The organism is Bacillus sp. FJAT-26390, assembly GCF_001682865.1.
Taxonomy (GTDB): Bacteria; Bacillota; Bacilli; order Paenibacillales; family Paenibacillaceae; genus Pristimantibacillus.
Genome location: NZ_MAQX01000022.1, coordinates 856687 through 881032, shown reverse-complemented (window position 1 = coordinate 881032; position 24346 = coordinate 856687). Strand labels below are relative to the sequence as shown.

At 47.9% G+C, this 24346-nt stretch carries 13 protein-coding genes; all 13 read right to left on the bottom strand.

Annotated elements, in window-relative coordinates; all coding sequences use genetic code 11:
* Nucleotides 1–11: 11 nt before the first annotated feature.
* The 13 genes from A7975_RS20580 to A7975_RS20515 all read right to left on the bottom strand — a co-directional run bounded on the left by A7975_RS20580 (nucleotide 12) and on the right by A7975_RS20515 (nucleotide 24245).
* Nucleotides 12–1106, bottom strand: a complete 1095-nt coding sequence (locus tag A7975_RS20580) for a TolB-like translocation protein (RefSeq protein ID WP_065386329.1) — start codon at nucleotides 1104–1106, stop codon at nucleotides 12–14.
* Nucleotides 1103–2566 carry a sensor histidine kinase gene (locus A7975_RS20575; protein ID WP_065386328.1) on the bottom strand — a complete coding sequence of 488 codons (1464 nt, stop codon included), beginning with the start codon at nucleotides 2564–2566 and terminating at the stop codon, nucleotides 1103–1105. The genes A7975_RS20580 and A7975_RS20575 overlap by 4 nt, the downstream gene beginning before the upstream one ends.
* 3 nt (nucleotides 2567–2569) lie before the next feature.
* Nucleotides 2570–3265 carry a response regulator transcription factor gene (locus tag A7975_RS20570; protein ID WP_065386327.1) on the bottom strand — a complete coding sequence of 232 codons (696 nt, stop codon included), beginning with the start codon at nucleotides 3263–3265 and terminating at the stop codon, nucleotides 2570–2572.
* 160 nt (nucleotides 3266–3425) lie between these two features.
* A complete protein-coding gene (locus A7975_RS20565; protein WP_082198325.1) occupies nucleotides 3426–4235 on the bottom strand; it encodes an AraC family transcriptional regulator in 810 nt (269 codons plus the stop codon).
* A gap of 75 nt (nucleotides 4236–4310) precedes the next feature.
* Nucleotides 4311–5117, bottom strand: a complete 807-nt coding sequence (locus tag A7975_RS20560) for a sugar phosphate isomerase/epimerase family protein (RefSeq protein ID WP_065386325.1) — start codon at nucleotides 5115–5117, stop codon at nucleotides 4311–4313.
* Nucleotides 5118–5146: 29 nt separating this feature from the next.
* Entirely contained in the window at nucleotides 5147–5887 is a 741-nt protein-coding gene (locus A7975_RS20555; protein WP_053375103.1) for a phytanoyl-CoA dioxygenase family protein, read from the bottom strand.
* A gap of 115 nt (nucleotides 5888–6002) precedes the next feature.
* On the bottom strand, nucleotides 6003–8309 hold the full coding sequence (locus A7975_RS20550; RefSeq protein WP_065386324.1) for a helix-turn-helix domain-containing protein: 2307 nt from the start codon (nucleotides 8307–8309) through the stop codon (nucleotides 6003–6005).
* A gap of 224 nt (nucleotides 8310–8533) precedes the next feature.
* Complete coding sequence (locus A7975_RS20545) at nucleotides 8534–16108, bottom strand: glycoside hydrolase family 2 (protein ID WP_065386323.1); 7575 nt, start codon at nucleotides 16106–16108, stop codon at nucleotides 8534–8536.
* A gap of 48 nt (nucleotides 16109–16156) precedes the next feature.
* Nucleotides 16157–17728 (bottom strand): ABC transporter substrate-binding protein, encoded by a 1572-nt coding sequence (locus A7975_RS20540; RefSeq protein ID WP_065386322.1) that lies wholly within the window; start codon nucleotides 17726–17728, stop codon nucleotides 16157–16159.
* 64 nt (nucleotides 17729–17792) lie between these two features.
* Nucleotides 17793–18665 (bottom strand): carbohydrate ABC transporter permease, encoded by an 873-nt coding sequence (locus tag A7975_RS20535; protein ID WP_141680364.1) that lies wholly within the window; start codon nucleotides 18663–18665, stop codon nucleotides 17793–17795.
* Nucleotides 18666–18679: 14 nt separating this feature from the next.
* Entirely contained in the window at nucleotides 18680–19645 is a 966-nt protein-coding gene (locus A7975_RS20530; RefSeq protein ID WP_255314399.1) for an ABC transporter permease, read from the bottom strand.
* Between the two features lie 516 nt (nucleotides 19646–20161).
* Nucleotides 20162–22957, bottom strand: coding sequence for a glycosyl hydrolase (locus tag A7975_RS20520; protein WP_065386421.1), 2796 nt, complete (start codon nucleotides 22955–22957; stop codon nucleotides 20162–20164).
* Nucleotides 22958–23363: 406 nt separating this feature from the next.
* The gene (locus A7975_RS20515; RefSeq protein WP_065386320.1) at nucleotides 23364–24245 is read right to left on the bottom strand and encodes a helix-turn-helix domain-containing protein; all 882 of its coding nucleotides are present in this window, start codon (nucleotides 24243–24245) and stop codon (nucleotides 23364–23366) included.
* Nucleotides 24246–24346 lie beyond the last annotated feature (101 nt).

The following is a 24346-nucleotide window of genomic DNA, read 5'->3' as shown; positions in this document are numbered from 1 at the left end:
GAGAAATAACATTATTTAAATTCAATGATGTATTGCATCGCATTTAACACGCTCGTTTTGCTTTTCCTTTGAGCATCAAATGACTTCCAGCCATTCACATAAAGCTTCTTGCCGGACGGATTCCACTCCAGCTGCGCCGGATTCATCCCTTTAAAGACCTCCTGTTCATTTAGAAGGTTGTTTCCTTGCAGCTTGGCAACGTAGGTATTTTGAGCGTCTTTGGAATAGGCAATATACTTGCGATCCGCCGTTAAACGAAAAGCGCCGATTTGCTCGCTTAAAATCGAGGTCGCCTTATTGCGGCGGTCAAACACAAACAACAAATTATTTTCGCTGACAAACATAATTTGATCATTGTTTAAGTAATCTACCGCCCCATCATTGCTAAGCTTATGCTCATAAATTTTTACCAATTGGTTGCCATCTAGTTTACCGAACAGCACCGACTGATTGTAGACGATCAGAACGGTTTGCCCATCGTCGGACATTTTCGCATACCTCACCCAGCTCTTCTCCTCGCTCAATGGCATTTCCACTTGCTTAAGTTTCTTGGTGGTTACATCGTAAATGTGCAGCTTCTCCTCTCGCCACTGATCATCCCATAGAAAAAAAGCAACATAACGGCTGTTGTTAGACCACATGATCATGCCTGACGATGGAAAATTATTATCAACGATTGTTGTCGTATCATCGTTCTTCAGGTCATACAGCTTCGTTGTTTTGCCTTCGTGTTCATCCCAAGCGTAAAGACTTATATACCGTCTGTCCGGAGATAGCTGGCTGGGTTCGGCATTTATGTTCAAGCTCGTTACCGTTTCGCTGGTTTGCTTCCGATAATCGATTTTTCTCATCGTTTGACCCATATCAATGGACATGATCTTGCCAATAAGATGCTCGTCATCTGTCCACCCAAAAATTTGCATCGACCTCTCTTCGTCCTCAAACATGCGATATATTTTGTTTACTTCAAATTCGCCGTTCGAGTGCGCCAATTCCGGTACAGCCTCGGTCTCCGGGATGACAATCGTTTTTGATTTGAATTCGAGCGATGAACAGCCCGACAACAAAACGACGGTCAGCAGTACAAAGAAAGATTTTGTAATCATACATTCACCTGCTTGGTTTCGATTCGAGGAATTTGTACGAGCACGCTTGTTTCCCCGTTCTCGCTTCGGATTTGAATAGTTCCCTGATGTTCTTCTACAATTGCTTTGCATATGCTTAGTCCTAGTCCTCGGCTGCCGATTTCCTTCACAAGATAGCCGTGCTCTCTAAAAAAAGGCTCAAAAATGCGTTCCAAATGTTCAGGCGGGATAACCTCTCCCTGATTGAAAACGGAAATCTGTACGAATTCCGATGTCTGAGCCGCGTTCACGATAATTTCAGAGGACGTGTCGCTATATTTAATGGCATTATCAACAAGGTTGATAAATAGCTGCCTTAGCTTCGTTGCGCTCCCTTCAATCATGAGATGGCCTTCCACCTCGCATAAAATACTCTTTTTATATTTTTGGGCTTTAAACGCCATACCCTCGCAAACGCTCTCCAAAATAGCTCCGGCCTCCATGCTTTCGAAAGCGGATTTAAAATCCGTCTCCTTGGACAGCTCTAATAATTGCAGCACCATCTCGTGAAGACGCGCGCTTTCATCCGCAATATGGTCGATGCCTTTTTCGAAAAAAACCTCATCGCTCTGGCCGTTCTCCTTGATCATCTGCGCATAACCCATAATGGAGGTCAGAGGCGTTTTCAGTTCATGGGTGACATTGTCGTAAAATTGCTTGCGATGCCTGTTCAGCTCTTTAAGCTGATCCCTGTCTTTTTCGATTTTGCCGATCTGCAAACGAATTTTCTCGATCATTTGGTTGAAATTGTGGGCTAGCTTGCCTAGCTCGTCCTTTCGGTTCAATGCGATATGCACATTTAGATTGCCGCCTATTACTTCCGTGGATACCTTTGTCATCTTGACGATCGGAAGCGTAATATTCCAAAACAACGCGAAGCAGAGCAGCAAGCCCAGCGCAAAAATCGCAATCGTCACATACATAATGACATTTAAAATTTGCTGGCTATGCCCGTAGAGCAAGGAAGCATCCTTGGCGAATCGCAAAATGCCTATTTTATCGCCGTCGATTACTACGGGATACGCAAAGTATATGGACGATATTTTATCTTGATGGGTGATGGTGTAGGCTGTTTCTCCTTTTAAAGCGTGCTTGAAGTCGTCTCCGGGAGGGTTCTTGAAGGCACCCTTGTCCGATGCGGCAAGCAACTCGCCGTCAACCGAATATACGGCAACGCTGCTGGACGTAATTTTATTCAAATCGGCTACTAATTCCTTCGACATTTGCTCAAAATAAATTTCATCATGGCTGTAATGATTGATCATAAACGTCTGTCTGACATAAACATTGCTATTTTTCTTTATGCTGTTCAAATCCTGCGTGATCGTCGTTTCGTTGCTGGATTCGATAATTTGCAGCACAAAATGGTGCAGCAGCAGCAGCGAAGCGACAAAAATGACCAATAACCCGATTAGAAACTTAACCTTGATTGACTGTATCATAGCTTATTCCACATTTTTCTCGAATTTGTAGCCAACACGAAATACGGTAGTAATCATGTCATTGGCATCTAGCTTTTTGCGCAAACGCTGAATATGGATATCAACGGTTCTTGTATCTCCAAAATAATTGTAGCCCCACACGATATCCAGCAGGTTCGAACGGGTAAACACTCTTCCTCTTGAGCTGGTCAAAGTCATTAGCAGGTCAAACTCTTTTGGCGTCAGCTCGACCGGTTCGTTGTCTTTTTTGACGATTCTTTCGATGACATTAATTTCGATCGCTTTAATTTTGATCAAAGCAGGCACCGGCTCCTCGGCTGCAGCCGATACCGGATTAATTCTGCGCAGCAGCGTACGGATACGGACGATCACTTCGCGCATATCGAATGGTTTCGTAATGTAGTCATCGGCACCAAGCTCCATCCCGATCACCTTGTCTGATATATCCGATTTGGCTGTAATCATAATGATCGGAAGCATATATTTCCCCATAATTTTTTTGCATATATCAAGGCCGCTTTGATCTGGGAGCATCCAGTCGAGCAGCAGCAGATCCGGTTTGAATTCCTCAATCTCCCTTAATCCGTCTTTGCCGTTATGTGCAACTGCCGTTTGAAAGCCTTCTTTCTGCAAGCCGTATGCCAGCAAATCCGCAATAGCCGCTTCGTCTTCTATAATTAATATTTTCGTTAGCTCCATCTGTTCATCTCCATTCAAACTTGATGGTATCACAGCCTCGATTTGACTAACAACTAACGTAACGAAAGTTTACAGTTTAGAAACAAGTCCCATGAATAAGAGTCTAAAAACTTAGCATGCGCAAAAAAACCTTCCACACACTTAAAAGTGGATGGAAGGTTTAATTATGGGTTCCTTTATTGATTTTTCGGTAATCGCGGGGCGCGAGATCAAACTTTCTTTTGAACGATCGCTCGAAATTAGGTATCGTATTAAAGCCTGAGGCATAACAGATTTCCGTAATTGGCAGCGGCGTGCTGCAAAGCAGCGCTCTCGCGAACTGCAGCCTTTTCTCCTGCAAATGCTCTTGAAAGGAAGTTCCTGTCTGCTTGCGGAAGCATTCGCTAAAATAATTTGCGGACAGTCCCACATGCTCTGCAACTTTATGCAGCGTAATCGGTTCACGGAAGTGATGCTGGATATAGATGACCGATTTTCGGATCGAGGGATGGACTGCGGTTATGGCAACCGACTCTGCTGCAAGCTTCTGTCGTCCGATTTGCCTGAACAGCTCAATCAATATCCGCTCAAAGCTGCCTTGAACGACCATGTCGCTGCCTAGCTGCCAAAGCTGCGTTTCCTCCCATATGCGATCGAACTCCGCTTCGATGCCGTTAGCCAAAGCGCCTTCGAAAGTATGCGCATAATGCGAGGCATGCTCAAAAAGCATTTCGGATAACGCTGGCCGAATGAACGAATCCTCAAATATAAAATCATATAAATGGATCGTTTCGCCTTCATCCGGTATGATCTCATGGAAATCGGCGGTTGTCAGCAGAAAAGCCATTCCTCTCTCCAAAGGAAATGGCTCGCCGTTAAGCACATGCGTTCCTTTCCCTGACACGACAAAAGCCATTTCAAAAAATTCATGCCAATGCGTCTGAATTTTGTGATCGAGCACATGCTTGTAAATACGGAAGGGGGAGGACAAGGTTAAAAAGTTTTTGCTAAGCAGCCGCTCCGGCGTTTTGTAATGTTCCAGCCTTGCTCCCCCCTTGATTATTGATTATTCGTTAAACCACTCTGCATAGTTGGCGGAAATATAATCGGACATCCATTGATTCACTTCCCATAAATCAGCGACCGGCTTATTGGTGAATGGCACTGTCGGCATGTAGCCTGGAGGTCCAAATTCAGCTGTAAAGGTAGCGAATGCTTTGCCTTTCATCGCTTGGTTATCAAATATTTGCTGCCACCACTTCGTAAAGAGAACAAGCTCAGCCTTATACTCCGGAGCAGCCGGATGCGGAACCTGCGGGCCCTGCGGAAACCCTACTCGGCCGTGTACATGGATCGTTCTATCGATCGCAAGCGCAAGCTCTTCCTCATGATTATCGAGATGCGATTCGCATACGTTTACCCAGTGGCTGAAGTCAGCCGTAAGGCGCAGATCCGGAAATTGCTTCAGCAATCTAGCCGTTGTCCAAGGCGTAAACATCGCGCGGCTTCGATGCGTTTCGTGCCCAACCGCGATATTGATTTTTTTCTCAACTGCTAAAGCACTCTCATAGAAACGATCCTGCTCCGCTTCCGTCATGCTGTCTCTTGCGCTTTGCGACACAATAAAGAGCGGCTTAAAGCTTGCGGCGCGGACCATCTGCTCCTCGAAGCTGGCAAGATGGTCGCCCTGCGTGCAGACCTGCGCAATAAAAGCTAGGTTATGCCGCCCAAGCGCTTCTTTAAAGGATTGTTCATCGGATAAGGAAGGCAGCGGAGCTTCAATGCCGAAGTATCCTGCCGCTGCTGCGCGGGATAATTGCTCTTCATACATGCCTTCCATTCCCCATAACGCTTTTATTTGCCTTAGTTCCATGAAGTGCAGCTCCTTCTAGCCTTTATTCATTATACATTTGTGAATGGATTGCCTGCTATATCCTTGCCTCTTGCGAGCCATATTTTATGATTTTGGTTTTTCTCGGTATATACTTGTGCTTCTGTCGAGAAATAGCGCATCGTATAGCCGCAGCGGCGGAATGGACTCGTATTGGCTGCTGCCCCGTGGATAATGCGGGAATCATGCAAGGAGCACTCGCCCGGCTCAAGCTCGAAGTAAACGGCTTTTGATTCATCCGTGTTTTTAATTTCGGTATTAAAAATGTTCTGGTTTCCGTCAACCTCTTCGTATTCGGAAAACCCGTTATTATGCGTGCCGGGAATGACGCGCATGCAGCCATTTTCCTTCGAGCTGCGATCGATTGCCAGCCATACGGTCACGATGTTGTCAAAGTTGCTGAGGCGGCCGTTCCAATAAGCGGAATCCTCATGCCAAGGCGTTTGCTTGCCGATCAGCGGTTCCTTGCAAATGAAGTGGCTTGACCAAAGCCCGATATTAGGCCCAATCAGCGGTTCAACCATATCGAGCACCTCATCGCTTAAGAGGAACTTCAGCAGGCGCTCATCGCGGAAATGCGGCGTATCCAGCTCGCTGTTCAGCCTTCTGCCGACAAGCTCCCATTGCTCTTCGAATATGGCGGACAGCTCTGCCATTTTCTCTTGGCTGAATAACTGTTTCTTATGGAGCGCATATCCATTCTGTTTATAAAATTGAACCTCTTGCTCGGATAGTGTTGCGTTTGCCATCATAATCCCCTCCACATATGTGATCTTGCCTTGTCATTATCATAATGGGGGGGAAGCTTATTTACTTCTCATTCGATCCGCAAAAGTATGCATATCTTCGGCACTAGCATTTACTCGCTTAGTTTGCCCGCTTCATCTGCCGGTACTGATTCGGAGACACGCCATGCTTCTTCTTAAACACCGTAATAAAATAAGTGCTATTCAAAAACCCGATGTTCTCGCTAATTTCCTTGATCCGAAGCGGCGTGTGCAGCAGCAGCGACTCCGCCTCGCTCAGACGGAGATTCGTAACATAAGCGGAGAAAGTCATTCTCATGTTCTCATTGAACAGTTTGCTGAAATAAGGAACCGAAATGTTAAGCGCAGCAGCCACGGCATCGGCAGAGAGATCGCCCTTGCGGTACTGCTGCTGAATATATTCGCAAGCATTTTTAACGATTTCTTTGCTGTCCCTGTACCGATTGCTCTTCAAATCTTGAATAATGTAATCAACAAGCTCCAAAAAGAATCGATGTAAGCGCTCAAAATAAATCAAGCCTTCAATAACGCGAGCCAAGGACTGCTGCTCATAACGCTTGCATAGCGGAGCAAAGTCTACGATATCGTTAAACTCATGATCAATGCTCGAACCGAGCTGCTTTAAAGTCGCATAGCTGTCCTTAATGGCATAATGCTTCAGCTCTCCGAACAAAGCTTCTACCGTTTCTTCTGAGGCTCTTCTATCATTTAGCTTCAATTGGTTGATTAACGTTTGCTCCAGCTTCACAGGATAATGTGCCTGCTTGCGAATTTGGGCTTGAATGTTTTCGTAGTCATACACATTTTCGTCGCTGACGACAAACATGTAATTAAGCGCATCTTTGGCCGTCTCATACGACTTAGACAGCTCTTGCATGCTGCTTGCCCGGATGCCAACCCCGATTTTTAATCGAAAGCTCATTAATTTCTCTACCTGATACACAAACTCGCCTATTTTGGCCTCGACGTTGCTTCCATCAAAATCATTCAAAATGAACACGAAGGAATGGCTCCCCGTATCTATTTTTTCCAGTTCGCCATGCTCCGTAAATATTCGCAGGGCAAGCTCAACCATCGCATCCGCTACGAAGTTCATTCTAAGATCCGGCTGCTCCTCCTCAAGCTCGGCACTCTCGGTTTGCCCTTCCATGACCAATAAGAGCACCCGAAGATCACTCGGCCTAATTTGAACGTTAAGCTTGCTGAAATTCAAAGCTAGCTCGGCTTCATCCACCCGCCCTTCCCCATTCAGCCAATCTCGAAGAAAAGCATCCCGCAGCCGATTGCGGTCCTTGACGGCCGAATCCTCCAGCGTCGTTACTTTCTGGATAAGCCCCTTGAACACATCGCTCACATATTCAACATCATCGTAGTTATCTTCAGCAGGGACCGCGGGATGGCTGAACTTGATCATTTTCACGACTCTGCCAAAGGGGGTGTAAATTTTGTTCGTAAGCAGGACGGTCGCCGCAATGCTTAATACGAGAATGATGACGGATATCAAAATGATGTTTTGGAGCACTTGAAGATTATCCTTCGCCAAATACGAATAGCTTGTCGTATTGATGAGATACCATTCCAATTTATCGTTGTAAACGTAGGTGACCAGCGACTTTTCGCCATCAACAGAACCTATGAAGTGGTCTGATTTGGCAGCTGCATGGATAACCTTGTCGATATAGTCTTGATCACTTGTATCGTGCAGGAATAAATCCGGCTTCGAGCCGTTAATAATATTCAACCCACTTTTATCTACAATTATGAAGTTTGAATATGCGGAGTTGCCCATTTTATTAAAGAGATCCAAGATCGCGTTCAGCTCTAAGTTAATGAAGATGGCATAGCCATTATTGCCGCCGGAATACGTAAAAATTAACGAAAGAATGTTGTTGTCATACGCTTTGGATTCATAGACATAGCTTTGCTTATGCGGTAAAAAGATCATTTTCTGCATTTGCTTCCGAACCTCGATTAAGGCCGGCGCTTCTTTATCGATCGTTTGAATGGATACGTCCCTGCGGATGGTATGAATAAACCGCTCCTTCTCGCCATTATAGAGATACACGGAATTAATGTATTTGTTCGCGTTTACGACATCGTTAAGCTTGCTTGCAACCTTCATCGAGTCGACCGGGCTTAGCTCATTGGAGAAGAGTCCTTTTACTACCTCCGTATCATTCAGAAGCTGCTCCCCAATTTGAAAGACGCGCTCGTATAAGGCTTCAATGTTATAGTCGGTTTGCGTGAGCAAGCGTTTGTACATCAGCGAGGTATGCTGATCAATAATTCGGGTATTGTTACCGTAGTTCAGAACGGATAGCACAATGATCGATAAAACAAAAATAACTACGTTTGCAACGATTATTCGACTTAAGAAACTCCCGCGCTGCTTTAAAGGCTTCAACATCGAATCATCCCTGTCCTTTATTTTTGTAACCGTTTACATAATTCGTTAAAAATAACCATCGCCGCATGATGAATATACTCTTTAACTGGAAAAAACGTCAAGATCAACTTTGTCCGCTTATCATAAATCCCCCGGCTAACCGGTCAAATCCAAAAGCGCTTGGACTTCATCTTCGCTTTAAAGAAGAGGTCCAGCGCTTCCGGTTTGATTCATCCGACTCTGCTTTAATCGACTAGTTTGGCAATCGCCTGAACACTTTCAGCTCGCGTAGCCAATCCTTGCGGCTGGAACCGATTTCCGCCTGCGCCTTGAAGAATGCCTAGTTCAAATGCCGCATTTACGGAGCTCCTCGCCCATTCGTGGATCAGCTTATCATCCGCAAAGGAATTTGGCTTTGCTGCTGAAGCTTTGCTGCCCGTCTTCACCTCGTAAGCGCGAACGATCATTACGGCCATTTCTTCGCGCGTTATCGTCTCATGAGGGGCAAAGCGGGTCGAGCTTCTGCCTGTCGCAATTCCTGCGTTGTAAGCGGTTACTACCGCCGACTCGTACCAAGCGCCCTTCTCCAAATCCGTAAAGGACGTGGTTCCGGTCGTTTGCAAGCCTAAAGCGCGAACCAGCATCGTGATAAACTGCGCACGGGTTACTTTCGCTTGCGGAGCAAACTCTGTCGCATTCACGCCGGTGACGACACCTTGGGCGACCATTTTCTCAATGACGTTTGCTGCCCAATAATGGCTTGGAACATCAATGAACGATTTCTTATACGAGAGTACGCCATAGACACTAAAATGATTGATTTGCGCCTCTAATTTACCGTTAATCCGTTTGCTTCGTTGATGCTCTAGCTCGCCATTTCCCTTCACATTATAGATCGCGTTCAGATGGCTGTCGCCGCCTTCAGACGCTGATAGACTTAGCGTAATTGGCTCGGCAAAGGCAGTCAGCTGCTTAAGCGCCGCATGATCGAGACCGGTAACGGCTAATGACAATTCAAATAGTTGACCCGCTGACGTAATAACAGCATGTGCTTTGCTCGAAGCCTCCTTAAGCAAACGATCAACCTCTGTTGGCGCCAGCTTCGTAAATGCGAAGGAAATATACGGCTGCTTCTGGCTAGCAGCTAACTCAATCAGCTGTCCAATTACTTTTTTAGGCAGCTCTAGCGTTAGCTCATCACCTTTGAATATGAGCCTATCGAGATCGTTAAGCTCCTTCACCTGAAGCGGAATCAGCACTTCCTTCACACCTGTCTGCATGGCTATTACAGCTTTGCCATTGCTGACTTGAAGCGCAGATACGATCTGCTGTTCCTTGCTGCCGCCGCTTAATCCATTGTCTCCGCTTGTCGGCGTTTCCGTTCCTGGATCGGGTTTGGTCGGCGTCACGGTGAAATGGATCGCATAAGCAAGCTTCGTAACCCCATCCTCAGCCAGCACCTCAATCGAAGTTGTTCCAGGCAGCGACGCTGCCGGAATGACCTTGACTGTCGCCTCGCTATCCGTCGCAACAGCCGTAACGAGCGGCACCGTTTGCGTTCCAGCCGGCAGCGCCACATCGTACGACAGCTTATTGCTTTCGAAAGCAGCAAGCGCTTGATTATTAACCGTTATGCTGCTAAGCGCGGCCTCTGAGCTAGGAGCCACGACGACGGGCCGCTTAAACAATTTGGCATCCGCCCAATCGGCATTATCGTTAGCTGTGCCGTTTCCGCCATCCGTTACGATCAGCTTAAGCTCACGCTTGCCGGCGATGTTTACGTTAACCTTCTTGGCTGCCGTGCGGCTGTCCATCATATCGCTGTCAAACAGCTTCTGCCCATCTGCCCAGACTTCGAAGGTCACTTTGCCGGCGCCGCTTTCTTGATCGACGCCTACGAAGGCTTCAAAGCTTTCATAGCCCTTTCCATCGATGTTGTAAATGAATTCCGAATTCGAATGCGTGCCTAGACCATGCTTATAAGACTTGCTTCCCATGCCGTCGAATAAGGTCAATACATTCCCTTGAATGCTTGAATCTTTTTTAAGGTATCCCCAGCCTGTCGTCGCGGATGCCCAGTTCAGGTCGGTTAGATAGGTTGGAGCATCGGCATAGCTAACGGTGTAATCATCCTGGTCATCCAGCTTCACGGTAACGGTGTTCGTATACGCGGCTGCTAAAGTGATCGGCTTGCTGATGGAGTTGGCTTCCACCCAGCCCGGGAAAGCTGCGGGATGCGACCATATCGAATTGATTTCGAAACGAATCGTTCCATCGGCGTTAACCGAGCTTTTTACCGAACCATGGCCGTCTCCCTGCGCGGTAATCCGTTTGCCCGTATCTCCCAATATCAGCGAAGCAAAGTTGAAATTGTTTTTGGAGGCAACAAAGTCTGCCGTCCCGCGCTGCCCGGGATCATCCTTGCCATATTTGCTGAAGTTTTTCTCATCCTTCGACCATGCCCATGTCGGCTTCACGCCGTATTGTTCATCGCCTTCGCCTCTTGCTTTGTACGCCGTTCCCGTGTTTCTGCCAATCTGATCCTCTGGGTAAGCCGACCAAAGCCCGCTGCGGTCCCATGTGATCCGATCTGCTTTGGCTGCGATATCGAAGGCAACGCCGATGGTGTCATAAGCCGAAGGCAAATGAGTAACGGAATATGTTGTCGAGATCAGCCCGCTGCCATCAACGGCTAGCGTGAATACAACGGCTGTCTGCCCATAGCTGCCAGCGATAGTTACATTAGCCTCGCTATCGGTAGATGTACTATTGATGCTCGAAAACGTCCATGGCCCAAGCTTGGAAGTGAAGCCCATATTCAGATAAGGTCCGCCGGTAATAATCGTTTCTCCTTTATACGTCCCTTCCTGAATCATGCCCGTCGCTTTGCTGAAGACCAGCTTGAAGTCTTGCCCCGTAAGCGTGAGCGCATCGCTATCGCTCTTGATTGCCGGAGCATTGCCCTGTGCGCCTGTAAAGTGGAAGCTCTTCTCGCCGATCGTCAGATTATACGCATCCACCAAACGATTGGTCTTGTTGCGATCGCTTTGATAAAACTTCAAGCCTACAATGTCGCCAAGCTTCCATGCTCTAGCCGGGATCATCAAATGCCCGCTGGACATCGGCTCAATAGAAGGGCCGCTTAAAGTGCCCGATTGGTTTCCTGCTGTCCACTCGACCTTAATCTCATTTAAATTGGTATGGTTATACCTGTTCTCAACCTCGATGCTGAGCGGATTTCTCGCCCCCGGATTCGGCAAGGAGCTGGCGTTAATGCGGATCGGCGAATACGCCTTCTTCACGTTCCAATACTCCGGCTTCTCCCGATTCCAAGAATCCATAATTCCCCATTCGGCTCTGAAGCCGCATACGGCCGTCTCGCAATAGGTGGTCAGGTCCCTCGAGTGCCAGATCGCGCCTCCAAGCGCCCCCTCTGAGTGATAGATATTATCCCACAGGCGCTTGATTCCCTCGCCATAAAAATCCTCGAACGAAGGATCCGCATTAAACCAGTCTTCGTAATACACGTACAAATGGGCGTATTCATCGACGATTTCCGGCTTATCAAGACCGCCAAGCTTTAAGCTGTTATCGACGTAATGAACGCTAAACAGATCATTGTACTGGCTTGGTGCGTTGTACCCGAAACTGGATTTGACGACGCGCGTCGGATCAATCGCCTTTACATAATCATGGGTAGCTGCCACGTTGCTTCCCCAGCCGCTCTCGTTCTCAAGCGACCAAATGACAATGCTTGGATGGCTGCGGTCCTTCTCGATGGTCTCCGAGAATTGGCCCATGAAATAACTCAAATAATGGGCATCGTTCAAACGGGAATCATTGATGAACATGACGGAATTTTCTTGCTCCACATACAAGCCGAGCTCATCCGCATAATCCAGCACATATTCAGCTTGCGGCCAGTGGGAGGTACGGATATAGTTGACATTCGCGTCCTTCAGCTTCCGCAGCGATTCCTTATCATGCTCAGGATCGGCAGCAACGCCAACGCTCGGCGAGGATTGATGCCAATTGACTCCCCGAAGCTTAACCTCCTTGCCGTTTACAAGCATCTTATTGCCAACAATTTTAATCGAGCGGAAGCCGATCTTCCTGGTAACCGTCTGTACGATCTCTCCGCCAACCTTTACATTGGCAATCAGCTTATAAAGGTTCGGATGCTCCGCATCCCACTTCTCGGGACTGCTAACCGGAATGCTGATCGTATGATCAGGGTGCTCTGCATCCAAGCTGATGCCGCCTGGCTCGATCGGCACGAGCTCGCCATCCGGATCAATAAGGGTAAGTTCAACTTGGGAACCTGACGCTAGGTCGCTGCCAAAAATCATTCCGGCAGAAACTTTCAACATCGCATCGGTATACGAATCATCAAAGAGCGTCTCCGCATGCAAGCGGGTCAGGTAATTGACCGGAAGGGCGAACAGCTTCACTTCGCCAGTTAAGCCGCGAACATGCTGGTACTCGACGAAACCTTTCTCAGCGGTAATGCCTACTGTTACCCATGCGCTCTCGCCGGGCGTCACATAGTCTGTGATATCGCAATCAAAGGTCGTAAATCCGCCTCGATGCACTCGAACCAGCTGTCCGTTCACCCAAATTCTAGCGACATTAAACGCCGCTTCGAACCGCAGCATAACCTTTTGGCCTTGATAGTCCTGCGGGATCGGGACGGATTTCTTGTATACATTCTCGATATTGCGGTCAGGGAACCAGTCCCCGCCCTGCTTGCCGCGAATATCGAAGCCGAGGACCTCTAGGTTCGCAGGCACTTTCGCATCCGGCCAAGCCGACGGCTCTACGCTGTTTTTCCAAAAGCCCTGTTCAGGCGTTTGCGTAAAATTCCATGTCCCGCCGAGATTAATAATTGGATTCTGTACGCCTATGACGGAGTCAGGCAAAGGAGCGATTACTGGCCTTGCCCATCCGTTAGTCGATGGCCCGACAGGTACCGTCGGCATCGCTTCGCTTGGATAACCGAGCACCTCAAACTCTGCGATAGCCGCTTTGCTGCCAAGCTCAAAATCGGTAATGGTTATCCGAACATACCGCCTTGCTGCATCAAGAAAACGATCCGTTCTTACTTGCTCCCGATCCTCTGCAGCCGTTTGATCGACAGCCGGATACCAGTTTATGGAATCCGATGACACTTCGATTTTGTACTTGTAGTTTTTGTTGTCTCTCCAAGTTACCGCTGTGCCGGTCAATTCATAATCTCCGCCTAAATCAACCTGAAGCCATTGCCCTTTGCTTGTCGTATTCGCTGCCCATGCCGTTTCCGCATTTCCATCAACGGCCTTAGAAGCACCATTTGCACTCTCTTCAGAGGAAGCAGTTGCCGCCTTCCCAATCGCAACATTGGACTCTGCATTGCCAATGCTGTATGGGAAATTGATGACTGTGCTGTGCTTTCCTCCTTCGCTGACGTACGCTCTAATCACCATATCCTTCGTAATGATAATCGGATTCGAATAAAGCTGCTTCGATGCCGAGGCGATCGGCTCTGTTCCATCGGTTGTATAATAGATTTCTGCGCCTGCAACCGAGCTGGATAAGGCTACGGCTGTATGCTCATCTACGATTCCAGCTTCAGGGCTGGCTGCTATCGCGATTACCTGATAAGAGAATGATCGGACTAAGCTATCCGCCTTCCCCTCAACCTTCGCATACGCTTTTAGCGTGAGAATCGAATCGATAGAAGCAGCAGCAAGCGCAATCTTATCTGTATAAAGCTGCTTCGTTTCCGAGATTAATGGGTCGCTGCCATCGGTCGTGTAATAGATTGAAGCGCCAGGCTCCACCGAATGTAAGCCAACCCGCGTCCCTTCAGCTACTGCTTTGGCGGACACGTCTGCTTGAACCGGATACGCATTGGATGTGTTGTACAGCTCAAACTCCCAAACCGCAGCTGCGAGACCTATGTTAGCTAGCTGATGCAATCTCACGAACCGTGTATTTTGTACCGGGAATTTGTAATACTTATCCTCTTGGTCCGTATTGCTGTTTTCGGTGACAACCGTCGACCAATCGGTGCCATTGTCCGAAACGTCTATCGTAAATTGCGTAATATAATTTTGATGGTCGGGATTTTTGCGAAGCACCGCGTAATTGACAGCCTGAATGCTGCCAAGGTCAACGATCAGATCCCATACGCCCGCTTTCTCGGGCTGGGCATAGGTTGAAAAGTTGCCGTCAATGGCGCGCCCTGCTACATTGCCCCACCCGGCTTCAACCGTCATCGTTGCCGTCGCTCCGCGCGCTAAATTCGGATACATCGATATATCTTCCGTTGGAAGCGTATAGGTCAGCGATTGTATGTCGCTTACTCCGCCGCCTAGCTCATCGATGGCTACTACCTTCAAGCTGACATTGCTATTAATCGTTAGCGGCTCTGAATAACGCAATCTACTATTCGAAGTCGTTGGGTCGCTGCCGTCAACCGTATAGTAGATGGCGGCGGAAGCCAGCGTGCTGTTGAGCGTAATCTTCTTGCCTTTGATCACCTGGCCAGATCCTGGAGATGCCGTTAACTGCGGTACTATGGCCGATTCCGAGTAAAGCTCCAGCTCGCCGATCCTGACAGCCGGCCAATCCGATCCTTCCTCCGACTTTTTCGTGACGTGAAGGCGAACATACCTCGCTTGAATCGAATCGGCAAGCATTCGGTCCGTGATGTGAGCCGTATTGTTCGTAACCGAATCCGCGGCTTGCCAAGGCCCGTTCCCATTCCCCGTGCTATACTCCAGCTGGAAATCCCTCGTCGTGAGGTTTCCAGTCGCCGCATGCTTGACGATCCAACGGGAAATCGCATAGCTTTCGCCAAGGTCTACAACCGCCCATTCATCGGTATACGGACTTGATTGCCAGCCCGTATCGCTGGTCGACCACATCGTATCCATGGAACCATCTGTCATGTAGCTTGGCGAATGCTGCGGGAGGAAGCTGCTCGCCGATACACTCTTGCCTAGCGCTAGGTTTCCCTTTACAGCATCCTTCGGTATTTGATAGGTCAACGTTTGTATGTCGCTGATGCCGCTGCCTAATTCATCAATTGCTGCCGCTTTAATGGTGATGTCGCTGTCAATCGTAAGCGGCTCGTTGTAAAGCAGCCTGCTTGATGAGGATGTTGGGTCGCTGCCGTCAGTCGTATAATAAATCGAAGCGGCCGCTACCGAGCTGGTTAGCGTTACCTTTGTGCCTTTCGCTACAGTGCCGGAGGCCGGAGCCGCGCTTAATACGGGAATTTCGGCGGCTGCTGCTTCATACAGCTCGAACTCGCCAATTCTGACTGCCGGCCAGTCTACGCCATCCGACGTTTTTTTTGTTACATGGAGGCGAACATACCTTGCATTCACAGCTTGATCCAGTAAACGGTCTGTGAACCGGTTCGTATTTGCCGTCACCGCATCGGCGGTTATCCATGGCCCGTTATCCGTATCCGTGCTGTACTCCAGCTGATAGTCACTGGTTATCAGCGCGCCGTCGGCACCGCTCTTGACGACCCACCTTGAAATCGCGTAGCTTTCGCCAAGATCCACAATCGCCCACTCATCCGTAATCGGGCTTGTTTGCCAGCCCGTATCACTGGTCGACCACATCGTATCCATCGATCCATCTACCATATAGCTTGGCGAATGCTGCGAGAGCGAGCTGCTGGCCGTTACCGTTTTCCCTAATGCCAGATTCGCTGGATTCGCAGCTGCCGATACGCGGTTTGACTGCGGACTGATTGAAACAAAACTACTCGCAATAATGACCAAGCTTAAAAAGAGATAAAGCAGCTTCCTACCTCTTCGCTTCACGAGTTTCCCCCCCTTTATATCAATAGGTCACAGCTATGGATTGCATGATTATTTCGCTTTGTTTGCTATAAAATCGTTAAGCTGCTTCTGCACCTCGGCGATTACTTTATCAATTCCCGCAGACTTCAGCTTTCTCTGGAATTCAGGGTAAAACTTATCATACTCGATGAATCCAGAGTAAGCGGCACCTACATACTCTTGCCCCACCGCGTCGATTTGAGCGATTTCCGATTTTACCGGATCGGCGTTAAAGCGGAAGCCAAGCGTTGGCGCAACGATAGAATCGTTATCCCATACCTTCAAGTTCTCGATGTAGCTTGGATCCACATTTTTGCTGAAATGCTTCAGCCTGATATCATCCCATGCCCAGTACACTTGATTGTAAGTCGAATTCTCCGCAATGCCGTCAACCGAAACCGCAGCGCCATCCAGCTTATAGTTCACGTCCTTGACGCCGTAGGAAAATAAATCATAGTTTTCTTGGTTGCTTCTGAACCAGTTAATGAAGGCCATAGCGCCTTCGCTGTTTTTGCTGGTTGAGAAAATAGACAATAGATTCGCAGCAGCGTCAAAAACATATTTCGGTTTTTCCGGATTTAGAAATACGTCCTCCAGCTTTCCGTCCGGAAGCGTTTTCTTAAACGTGTCTATACGCTCTGAGGTTTTAAGAACATTCGACCATGTCGCGCCGATTTTGCCGTTGTTCAGAGCGGATTCGGAATCTTTAATTTCCTGCGCATCCTTCGGCATCCATCCATTCAAGTACCATTTCCGCTTCGTTTCTACTATTTTTCTGAAAATATCAGACTCATAAAAGCTTTTGACCTCTAGATTCGGATCTGCCGGGTCAATGTACGCCGGGCCTGCGCCGTTATCGCCAATAGGCAGGTAGACGTCGCCGAATTCACGGAAGAGCCCACGGTTGTTATCATTGGCAATCGGCACCATATCGGGTTCATTCTTTTTAATCGTATCCAGATAAGCCTCAAAATCAGCCAAGCTTTTGATTGGGGCCAAGTTGTATTTCTCTCTTAAATCACCGCGGATAACGAAGAAGTTATTGTTCTCTGCAGTCGGAACAAGCGTAGGTATGCCATAGATTTTGTTATCGATGGAAGCGCTCATGAAGCTGGCGGCAGGTACGCTCTCTTTCAGTTGATGACCCTGCTCATCCAGTAGATCATTAAGCGGAATGATGACATTTTTGGCCGTAATTTGCGACAACCAGCTGACATGCGTCCAAGCCATATCATAGTCCTCGCCGGATGCTGCGATCAGATTAAGCTTGTTTGAATATTGGTCCCAAGGGAAATACGTGAACTCTAGCTTAATGTTAAGCCCATCGGCTTGCAGCTTCGCCTCCATCGCCTTTTGAACGCCCGCCATATCCTTCGGCTGATCGCCCGGCAGCACGATTTTTACGGTGCCTCCTGCTTTTGGCGCTTCTGCTGAAGCTTCAGGCGCTTGGCCTTCCCCTTTATTCGTAGCTTCTGCCGTATCCCCTTTTGGCGCGTTCGTTTGTTTATTGCCGCCCTCCTCTTTGGAGCATGCAGCAAGCATGCTGAACAATAAAATGAGAACCAAGACGACACCCGTTGCTCTAATCTGTACTTTTTTCAAAAGACTACCTCCCAATTTGTTTTCGTTTTTTCTCTTTATGCTGAACCTATTGCTAGGAAACAACCTAACCCTTCACTGCTCCGATCATAATCCCTTTAATGAAATATTTCTGCACAAAAGGATATACAAGGACAATTGGCCCGATCGTAACGAGCACCATCGCCATTTGGGCGGAATCCGAGGGCATCGTACTGCTGCCTACGCCAAAATTGCCGCCGGAGCTCATGTAGTTAATCATCGACTGAATTTTGAACAGCATGAATTGGAGCGGATATAATTCACGGCTATCAATTAGCCATAACGCTAGATTCCAGTCATTCCAATACGCCAAAGCGTAGAATAGAGCGATGGTAGCCGTAATAGGCGCTGACAGAGGAAGGATGATTTTTGCGAAAATATAAGGCGGGCTCGCACCCTCCATCTCTGCCGATTCGATAAGCGCCGGCGGCAATGATTTAAAATAGTTTCGCACCAAAAATACGTTAAACGGGCTCACCAGCATCGGCAGGATCAAAGCAAGTATCGAGTCCTTCAAATGCAAGTACTTCGTAATGAAGATATACCATGGCACAAGCCCCGCGTTAAAAATCATCGGGATAAAGACGAGCAGCGCGATCGCATTTCTATATTTCACCTTTTGAACCGCTATGGCGTAAGCGAGCAGTGCTGTAATCAATAGGCTGAGCGCTGTGCCTAAAACCGTTACAACGATGGAAATCGTATAGGCATTGTAGATCTCGCTGCTGGAGAAGATCAGCCGGTACGCATCCAGCGAGAACGCTTCCGGGAAGAAGCGATAGCCGTGCTTGACTATCGAATTCTCATTCGTGACCGATACTATGATGGTGAGAATAAATGGAATCGTCGTAAAAATACAAAACGCGAAAATGATGATATGGAATAGCATTTGCGCTACTCTTCCGCTTTGGTTGTTCACTACTCCACCCCTATCTAAAACAATGAACTGTCATCGTTATATTTTTTTACCGCCCAGTTGCAGACGGCAACCGTAATAAATCCGCATACCGATTGATAAAGCCCCACAGCAGCCGGCATGCTGATATCGCCTACCGATTTAACCGCTCTGAACACATAGGTATCGATTACATCCGTGGTTGCAAAGAGCAGCCCGTTATCGCCGACGATGGAGTAAATCGTTTGAAAATCGCCATAAAACATTTTGCCCACCGACAGCAGCGTAAGAATAATAATGGTCGGCACTAATAACGGCAGCGTAATATAGCGGATTTTATGCCATCTCCCTGCGCCGTCAAGAGCCGCTGCCTCGTACAGCTCATGGTCGATGCCAACGATCGTAGCCAAATACATGACCACGGCATAACCGGTATTTTTCCAAATAAATACGCCGACTAATATCGAAACCCAGTACTGCGCGCTCGAATACCAATCGACTGATGTCCGGTTCAGCGCCTCAAGCAGCTGATTTGCGATGCCGTATTTGGTGCTGAAGACTAAGTAAACGAAGTTCCCCACTACAATTGCGGAGAAGAAAAAGGGCAAAAACATAAGGCTTTGGTACAGCCGCTTAAGCAAGCCGTTTCTTAGTTCATTTAATAGCAAGGCAAAGGCAACGGCAAAAAACGTCCCGAAAACAATGTAGTTTGCATTGATAAACAGCGTGTTGAACGTTGTTCGCCATGCGTACTCCCCGTTGAAGAAAAACTTGAAGTTATCGAGCCCGACCCAGCTGCTGCCGAACATGCCTTCGAGAAAGTTGTAATCTTTAAATGCAATGATTAACCCTGGCAGCGGCATATAGCTGAACGTTAAAAAAAACAATATGCCGGGCAGAGCCATCATATAGTACCAACCGTTTTTCCACAGCTCATGAAAAAAGCCTCTTCTTGATTTGCGCGTTTGATAATCCTTGCTAGTTGTTAATGTTACCTGACTCAATCGATTACTCCTTTCCGTGTCTCCCTCGAATGTAAGCGTTTCATATTTACATCACGATCATAGGGCTTAGAGTCCGCATTTGAAAATATCTCATTCCGCAGAAAGGTTAAAATATTTATGATTTCAAGCTTCATTTTTATAAGAAGATATAAATTTATTACGTTTATTCGCCTTTTTCCAGCTAATTGTACAGGCACGCCCCAAATAAACAGCTTCGCTTACGATCATAAAAAAAAGCAGCCTCTCCGAAGGAGAAGCTGCAGCTTGTTCATCATTAACGGGAAAAGCTCCCGTTATTTGTAGCAATTCGGGGTAAAAATAGAAGTTAGATGGATTTTCTCCCGTTAATCCTTTCATTTTGTCCGATTTGGAGGGGAATCGCCTCTTTTAACGGGAGATTTTCCAGCTAAATGCACGTTTCCCCCTTCTCTTCGAATGATTAGCAGGAGATTTTCCAGTTATTTCAGTAAAGCATGAGGGCGCGATTACAGCATTTTACTCAAAATTTTTCAGCTTTTAATGTGTGTAGGTGTAAGTTGGTGAATCATACTGCGGTCCTGATTTTTCATAAGTGAACCAATAGCTTACCGCTTGGCCAGCAGTGAGACTGTCAACCGTATGCTCCCAAGCCGGACCGTTTTTTATCATCCGCACGTTTTGCTGATTAGCCCCGTTAACCAAATAATGCACATCCACATATAACGCGTTGGTTGTTGGCGTGAAGGCAATCTTCGCTTGCGAAACGTTCAGTTTCGCAACGCCAGCCGTGTAGTCCGGCGTCGTCACGCCTCCTCCGCCTGCTGCGTCCGTCGTAACCGTTACCGCGCTGCTCGCGCCGGACTGATTGCCCGCGGCATCAACCGCCTTGACGGTAAAGGCGTATGCCGTATTCGCGCTGAGTCCGCTAACGGTTGCCGAAGTGCCGGGCGCGTTCAGCGTCCCTCCCGCATATTGGATAACATAACCCGTCACGCCAACGTTATCGGTTGATGCACTCCAAGAGAGCGAGACGCTTGAGGCTGTTTTGCCTGTAGAGATTAAATTAACCGGCGTGCTAGGTGCGCTAGTATCGCCACCGCCGCCACCGCCGCCGTTGCCGGTGTTAAAGCTGTTTGCAGGCACTGAAACCGTAGTTCCATCGGAGAAGGTTACTGTTTTCGCCGCGTTCGTGAAGTTGTAGGCGACATAGGTTTTGACGCCGTTTTTGTTAAATACAGCAGCGGTAGGCGAGTTTGCCGTCACGGAAGGATCGGCGTTCCCCATCGCATCCAGATTATAAATCCAATGGTACGCATTCGCTTTGGAGTTGCCCGTCTCTGGACCGCCCTCGCTCTCCGCAGCACCGGTTGCCATGGAGCCTATGCCAGCGTTGAATTGATTTTTGGCATCCGCCGGATTCGAAATAGCTCGGTACATCCATACTAAATCCCGCCAAGCATCCCAATTGGTGCCCCCGTTCTCACTGACCAGAGCGGCATAGTTTTTATTCGCATAATTCGGGTAATGGGTTAAGTACAACGAGCCTGCCGTAATCGGCAGCCAGTTAATGCCGTGCACCTGCTCTGGATTCGCGGTAAACCAAGTGCCATTCGCTCCTTTTCCGCCCCAGACCATCGTAACGACAGATGGCGTGTAGCCGGCCGGATGCGTATTATCCTGCACATCAAACCAATAATCGTTAATCGCGTTCATTTCGGTCGTGTACAGATAAATGCCAAGATCACGGATTGTCGTATTGCCTGTAGCTTCTCCCCATAGAATTAACCCGGTCCAAGCGTTCATTGCCTCGGAGGAGGATTCATTGTTGTTGCCGTCATCAAATTTCGCGTGGCCCGCCGCCCAGGAATGGCCTGCATACGGGTCAAAGTTGCGCAAATACGGGAACATCGGATCGTTGCGGTCCCAGCTTGCCATATCGCGGATTAACAATTCAACCATCGGACCCCAGCTTGCCGCCCATGTCTTGTCGGTGCGCGCGATTTCAGCGGCCGCTTTAATATAATAGCCGTAGTGGAAATGATGGTCATTCAGTTCGGAATCGCTGCCGAAGCTCGCCGGATAACCAATCAGCGATCCCCAGTTGCTGTTGTAATAAAATAAGTTGCTGCTCTTTAAGTTGCCGCTGCTGTCGCTAGCCTTCAAATAGTTCTGCAGGCGGGATTTGATTTCATTGCGGAATTGAGCCGAAGCCGTCGCATCGCCGACCTGGTCTGCGATCGGCGCCAAGGTCGCGAGCTTTCCAAGCCGCTTCCCTAGCCAGTACGTATCGTTTCCGCCTGTATAGGTCAGTGCCTCTTCCTCGTTTATAAATCCGCCAAGCGTCGTTTTGTTATAGGTGCCTTTGTCAGGGAGCGCCGGAAGTACGCCCGTAAACTTCATCGTCGTTGTAAATGAGGTTCCCTCAGCTGTCTTCATCGCGCCGCGGACAGAGTTATACGTGTAGGATAAAAGAGATTGGGACGTGTTTTTCCATTGATGCGGATAGAGCGCAAAGATCGTGCCTGTCTGCGAGCCTTCTTTTGCAGTGGTCGTGTATGTATAGGTGGTTGTGACGTTGCTGTTAGAAGAGTTATAGGCATAATTCATTTTTGTGTCGGTTACGTGAGAGTAGGCGTACTGCTGGAACTTCGTGAGCGTTGCAGGTGAATGATCGGGGAGTGCCGCTATCGAAAAATAATTTTTACCGTTCAGATTGTTGGTAAGGTTGTTTGTTCCAATGCCCGACCACGTGCTTCCTGTTGGGCCGAACAAAGCATAATGCGCGCCTTCGATGGTAACGCCAAGCACCGCAGAGTTTGCATTGCCTGACCATACGGTCGGAGGCGTATAAAACTTAAGCACCGGATTGCCGCCCGTGTAGGTAAAGTACACATATGGTGAACCGTGTCCGTAGCTGGCTTTGATCGAGCTGCCGCCGTTTTGATAAAGCGCGCTTACGAACCAGTCGCTGAAGTTGTCCACTTTGGCATCGGGAAACGTAGCCGAGCCGCTATTTCCTATGGTGAAGTCATGAATATCATTCATCCATCCACAAATACAGGCTGTATTTGCTGTAATGCGGTCGCTCGGATTAAATATCCGCATGCCGTCGCTTTGATGCTTCATCGCAAGCGGGTGTGGATACTGTCCGTTTGAGTATGGTGTCCATGCCAAGCTGCTCCACCAGTCGTTCGTGGGCATTTTTCCCGTCACGTTAGCCGTCTTGTATATTTGCGATTGCACGTCCGCTGCGCCAGGCGGCAGTACGGTTGAATAGCTGCCAGAGCCGAGCGGCACCTCGCCCGAGAACGAAAAGCCGACTGAAGGAAGCATACTGAATAGGACAAAAACAACTAAACATAAACGCAGCGAAAATTTCAATGAAATACCCTCCTTAAAATTTGAATGTAGGGGCAGCACTTATTCGATTATCCTCTCCCTTCTTGACACGATCATCACGACAGCGGCTTGAGTAGAAATAAAACGCTTACATTTGGCTTGAAAAAAATATTCATCGATTCTTATTCGTCTTCTCCATGTATAAGTCTATTTACGAAACCGCTTTCGTTGATTTTATTATAACGAATCCCATTCAATTGTAAAGTCCTAACCATTCGGAATAAAACTAGCTATTTAGTCTTATTCCTTCCTTTGAATTGACTGCAATTTCGAAACATTTTCGGAGGCACTTCCATTCGGACGTTGCCGCAAAAAAAATAAACCTTGCAGCCATCAAGGTTTATTTCCGTTCTTTTACTTTCATATTCTCTTTAAATTGCTTTGGCGTGCAATGGTTAAACCGTTTGAACAACTCATAGAAATGAGCCATATTTTCCATTCCTACCGCCGCTGCGATGCTCGTAATGCTTTTGTTGTCGGTCACTAGCATTCGTTTAGCTTTTAATATCCGCTTGCGGTTAACAAACTCCGTAAATGAAAGCCCCATTTTTTTCTTGAAATATTTTGAAAAGTATACATAGCTCATCCCTGCTAACCGGCTAACCTCCGCCATTTCAATTTTCTCGCCAAGATTGTTCTCGACATAGGCCATAACGGGGCGCAAGAAATCCGCATCCACATACTCATGCGCGGACAGCAGCAGCAGATCGTCATTGCGCAGCAGCACTAGAAGAAGATGTTTAATATGCATACTGACGGCGATCTCGTAGCCTTTCTTTTTGTGCATCACTTCCTCATGGATATGAAGCAAAATAGCGCCTACCTCTTCCTGCACATGGGGATACTTGCTGAATAGGTAGTTCAGATCGTCCAGCGGGTTCATAATCTCCATGAAATGCCGCGTATAATGCATCATCGCCGGATCAAAATACGGCTCCAGATCGACGTGGAGCACGATATAGGTTACATGTTTCCCGGGGTGCACCCGTGATTTATGGAGCTGGGAGGAGCCGATTACCATCACGTCCCCCGGATGCAGCTTGTAGGCTGCCGTTGGCGTATGCATTTCATGAACGCCTTCGAGCACGAGGATGAACTCTATTTCCTTATGATAATGCCAAGGCTGGTAGCCAAAATGTTCATTTCCCGAATGGGTAAACTTCCAAACCTTAATGCAAAGCTGTGGATTCTGATAGTGAATGGGCTCTTGAAAGCTGTCCATATAGTCTCCTCCGCCAAATTAATAGATTGAATATGGATACAAATTGAATGAAAATTCGCATATACGATCCTTCCACCTGCTGTGTATCATTTAGAGCAGAT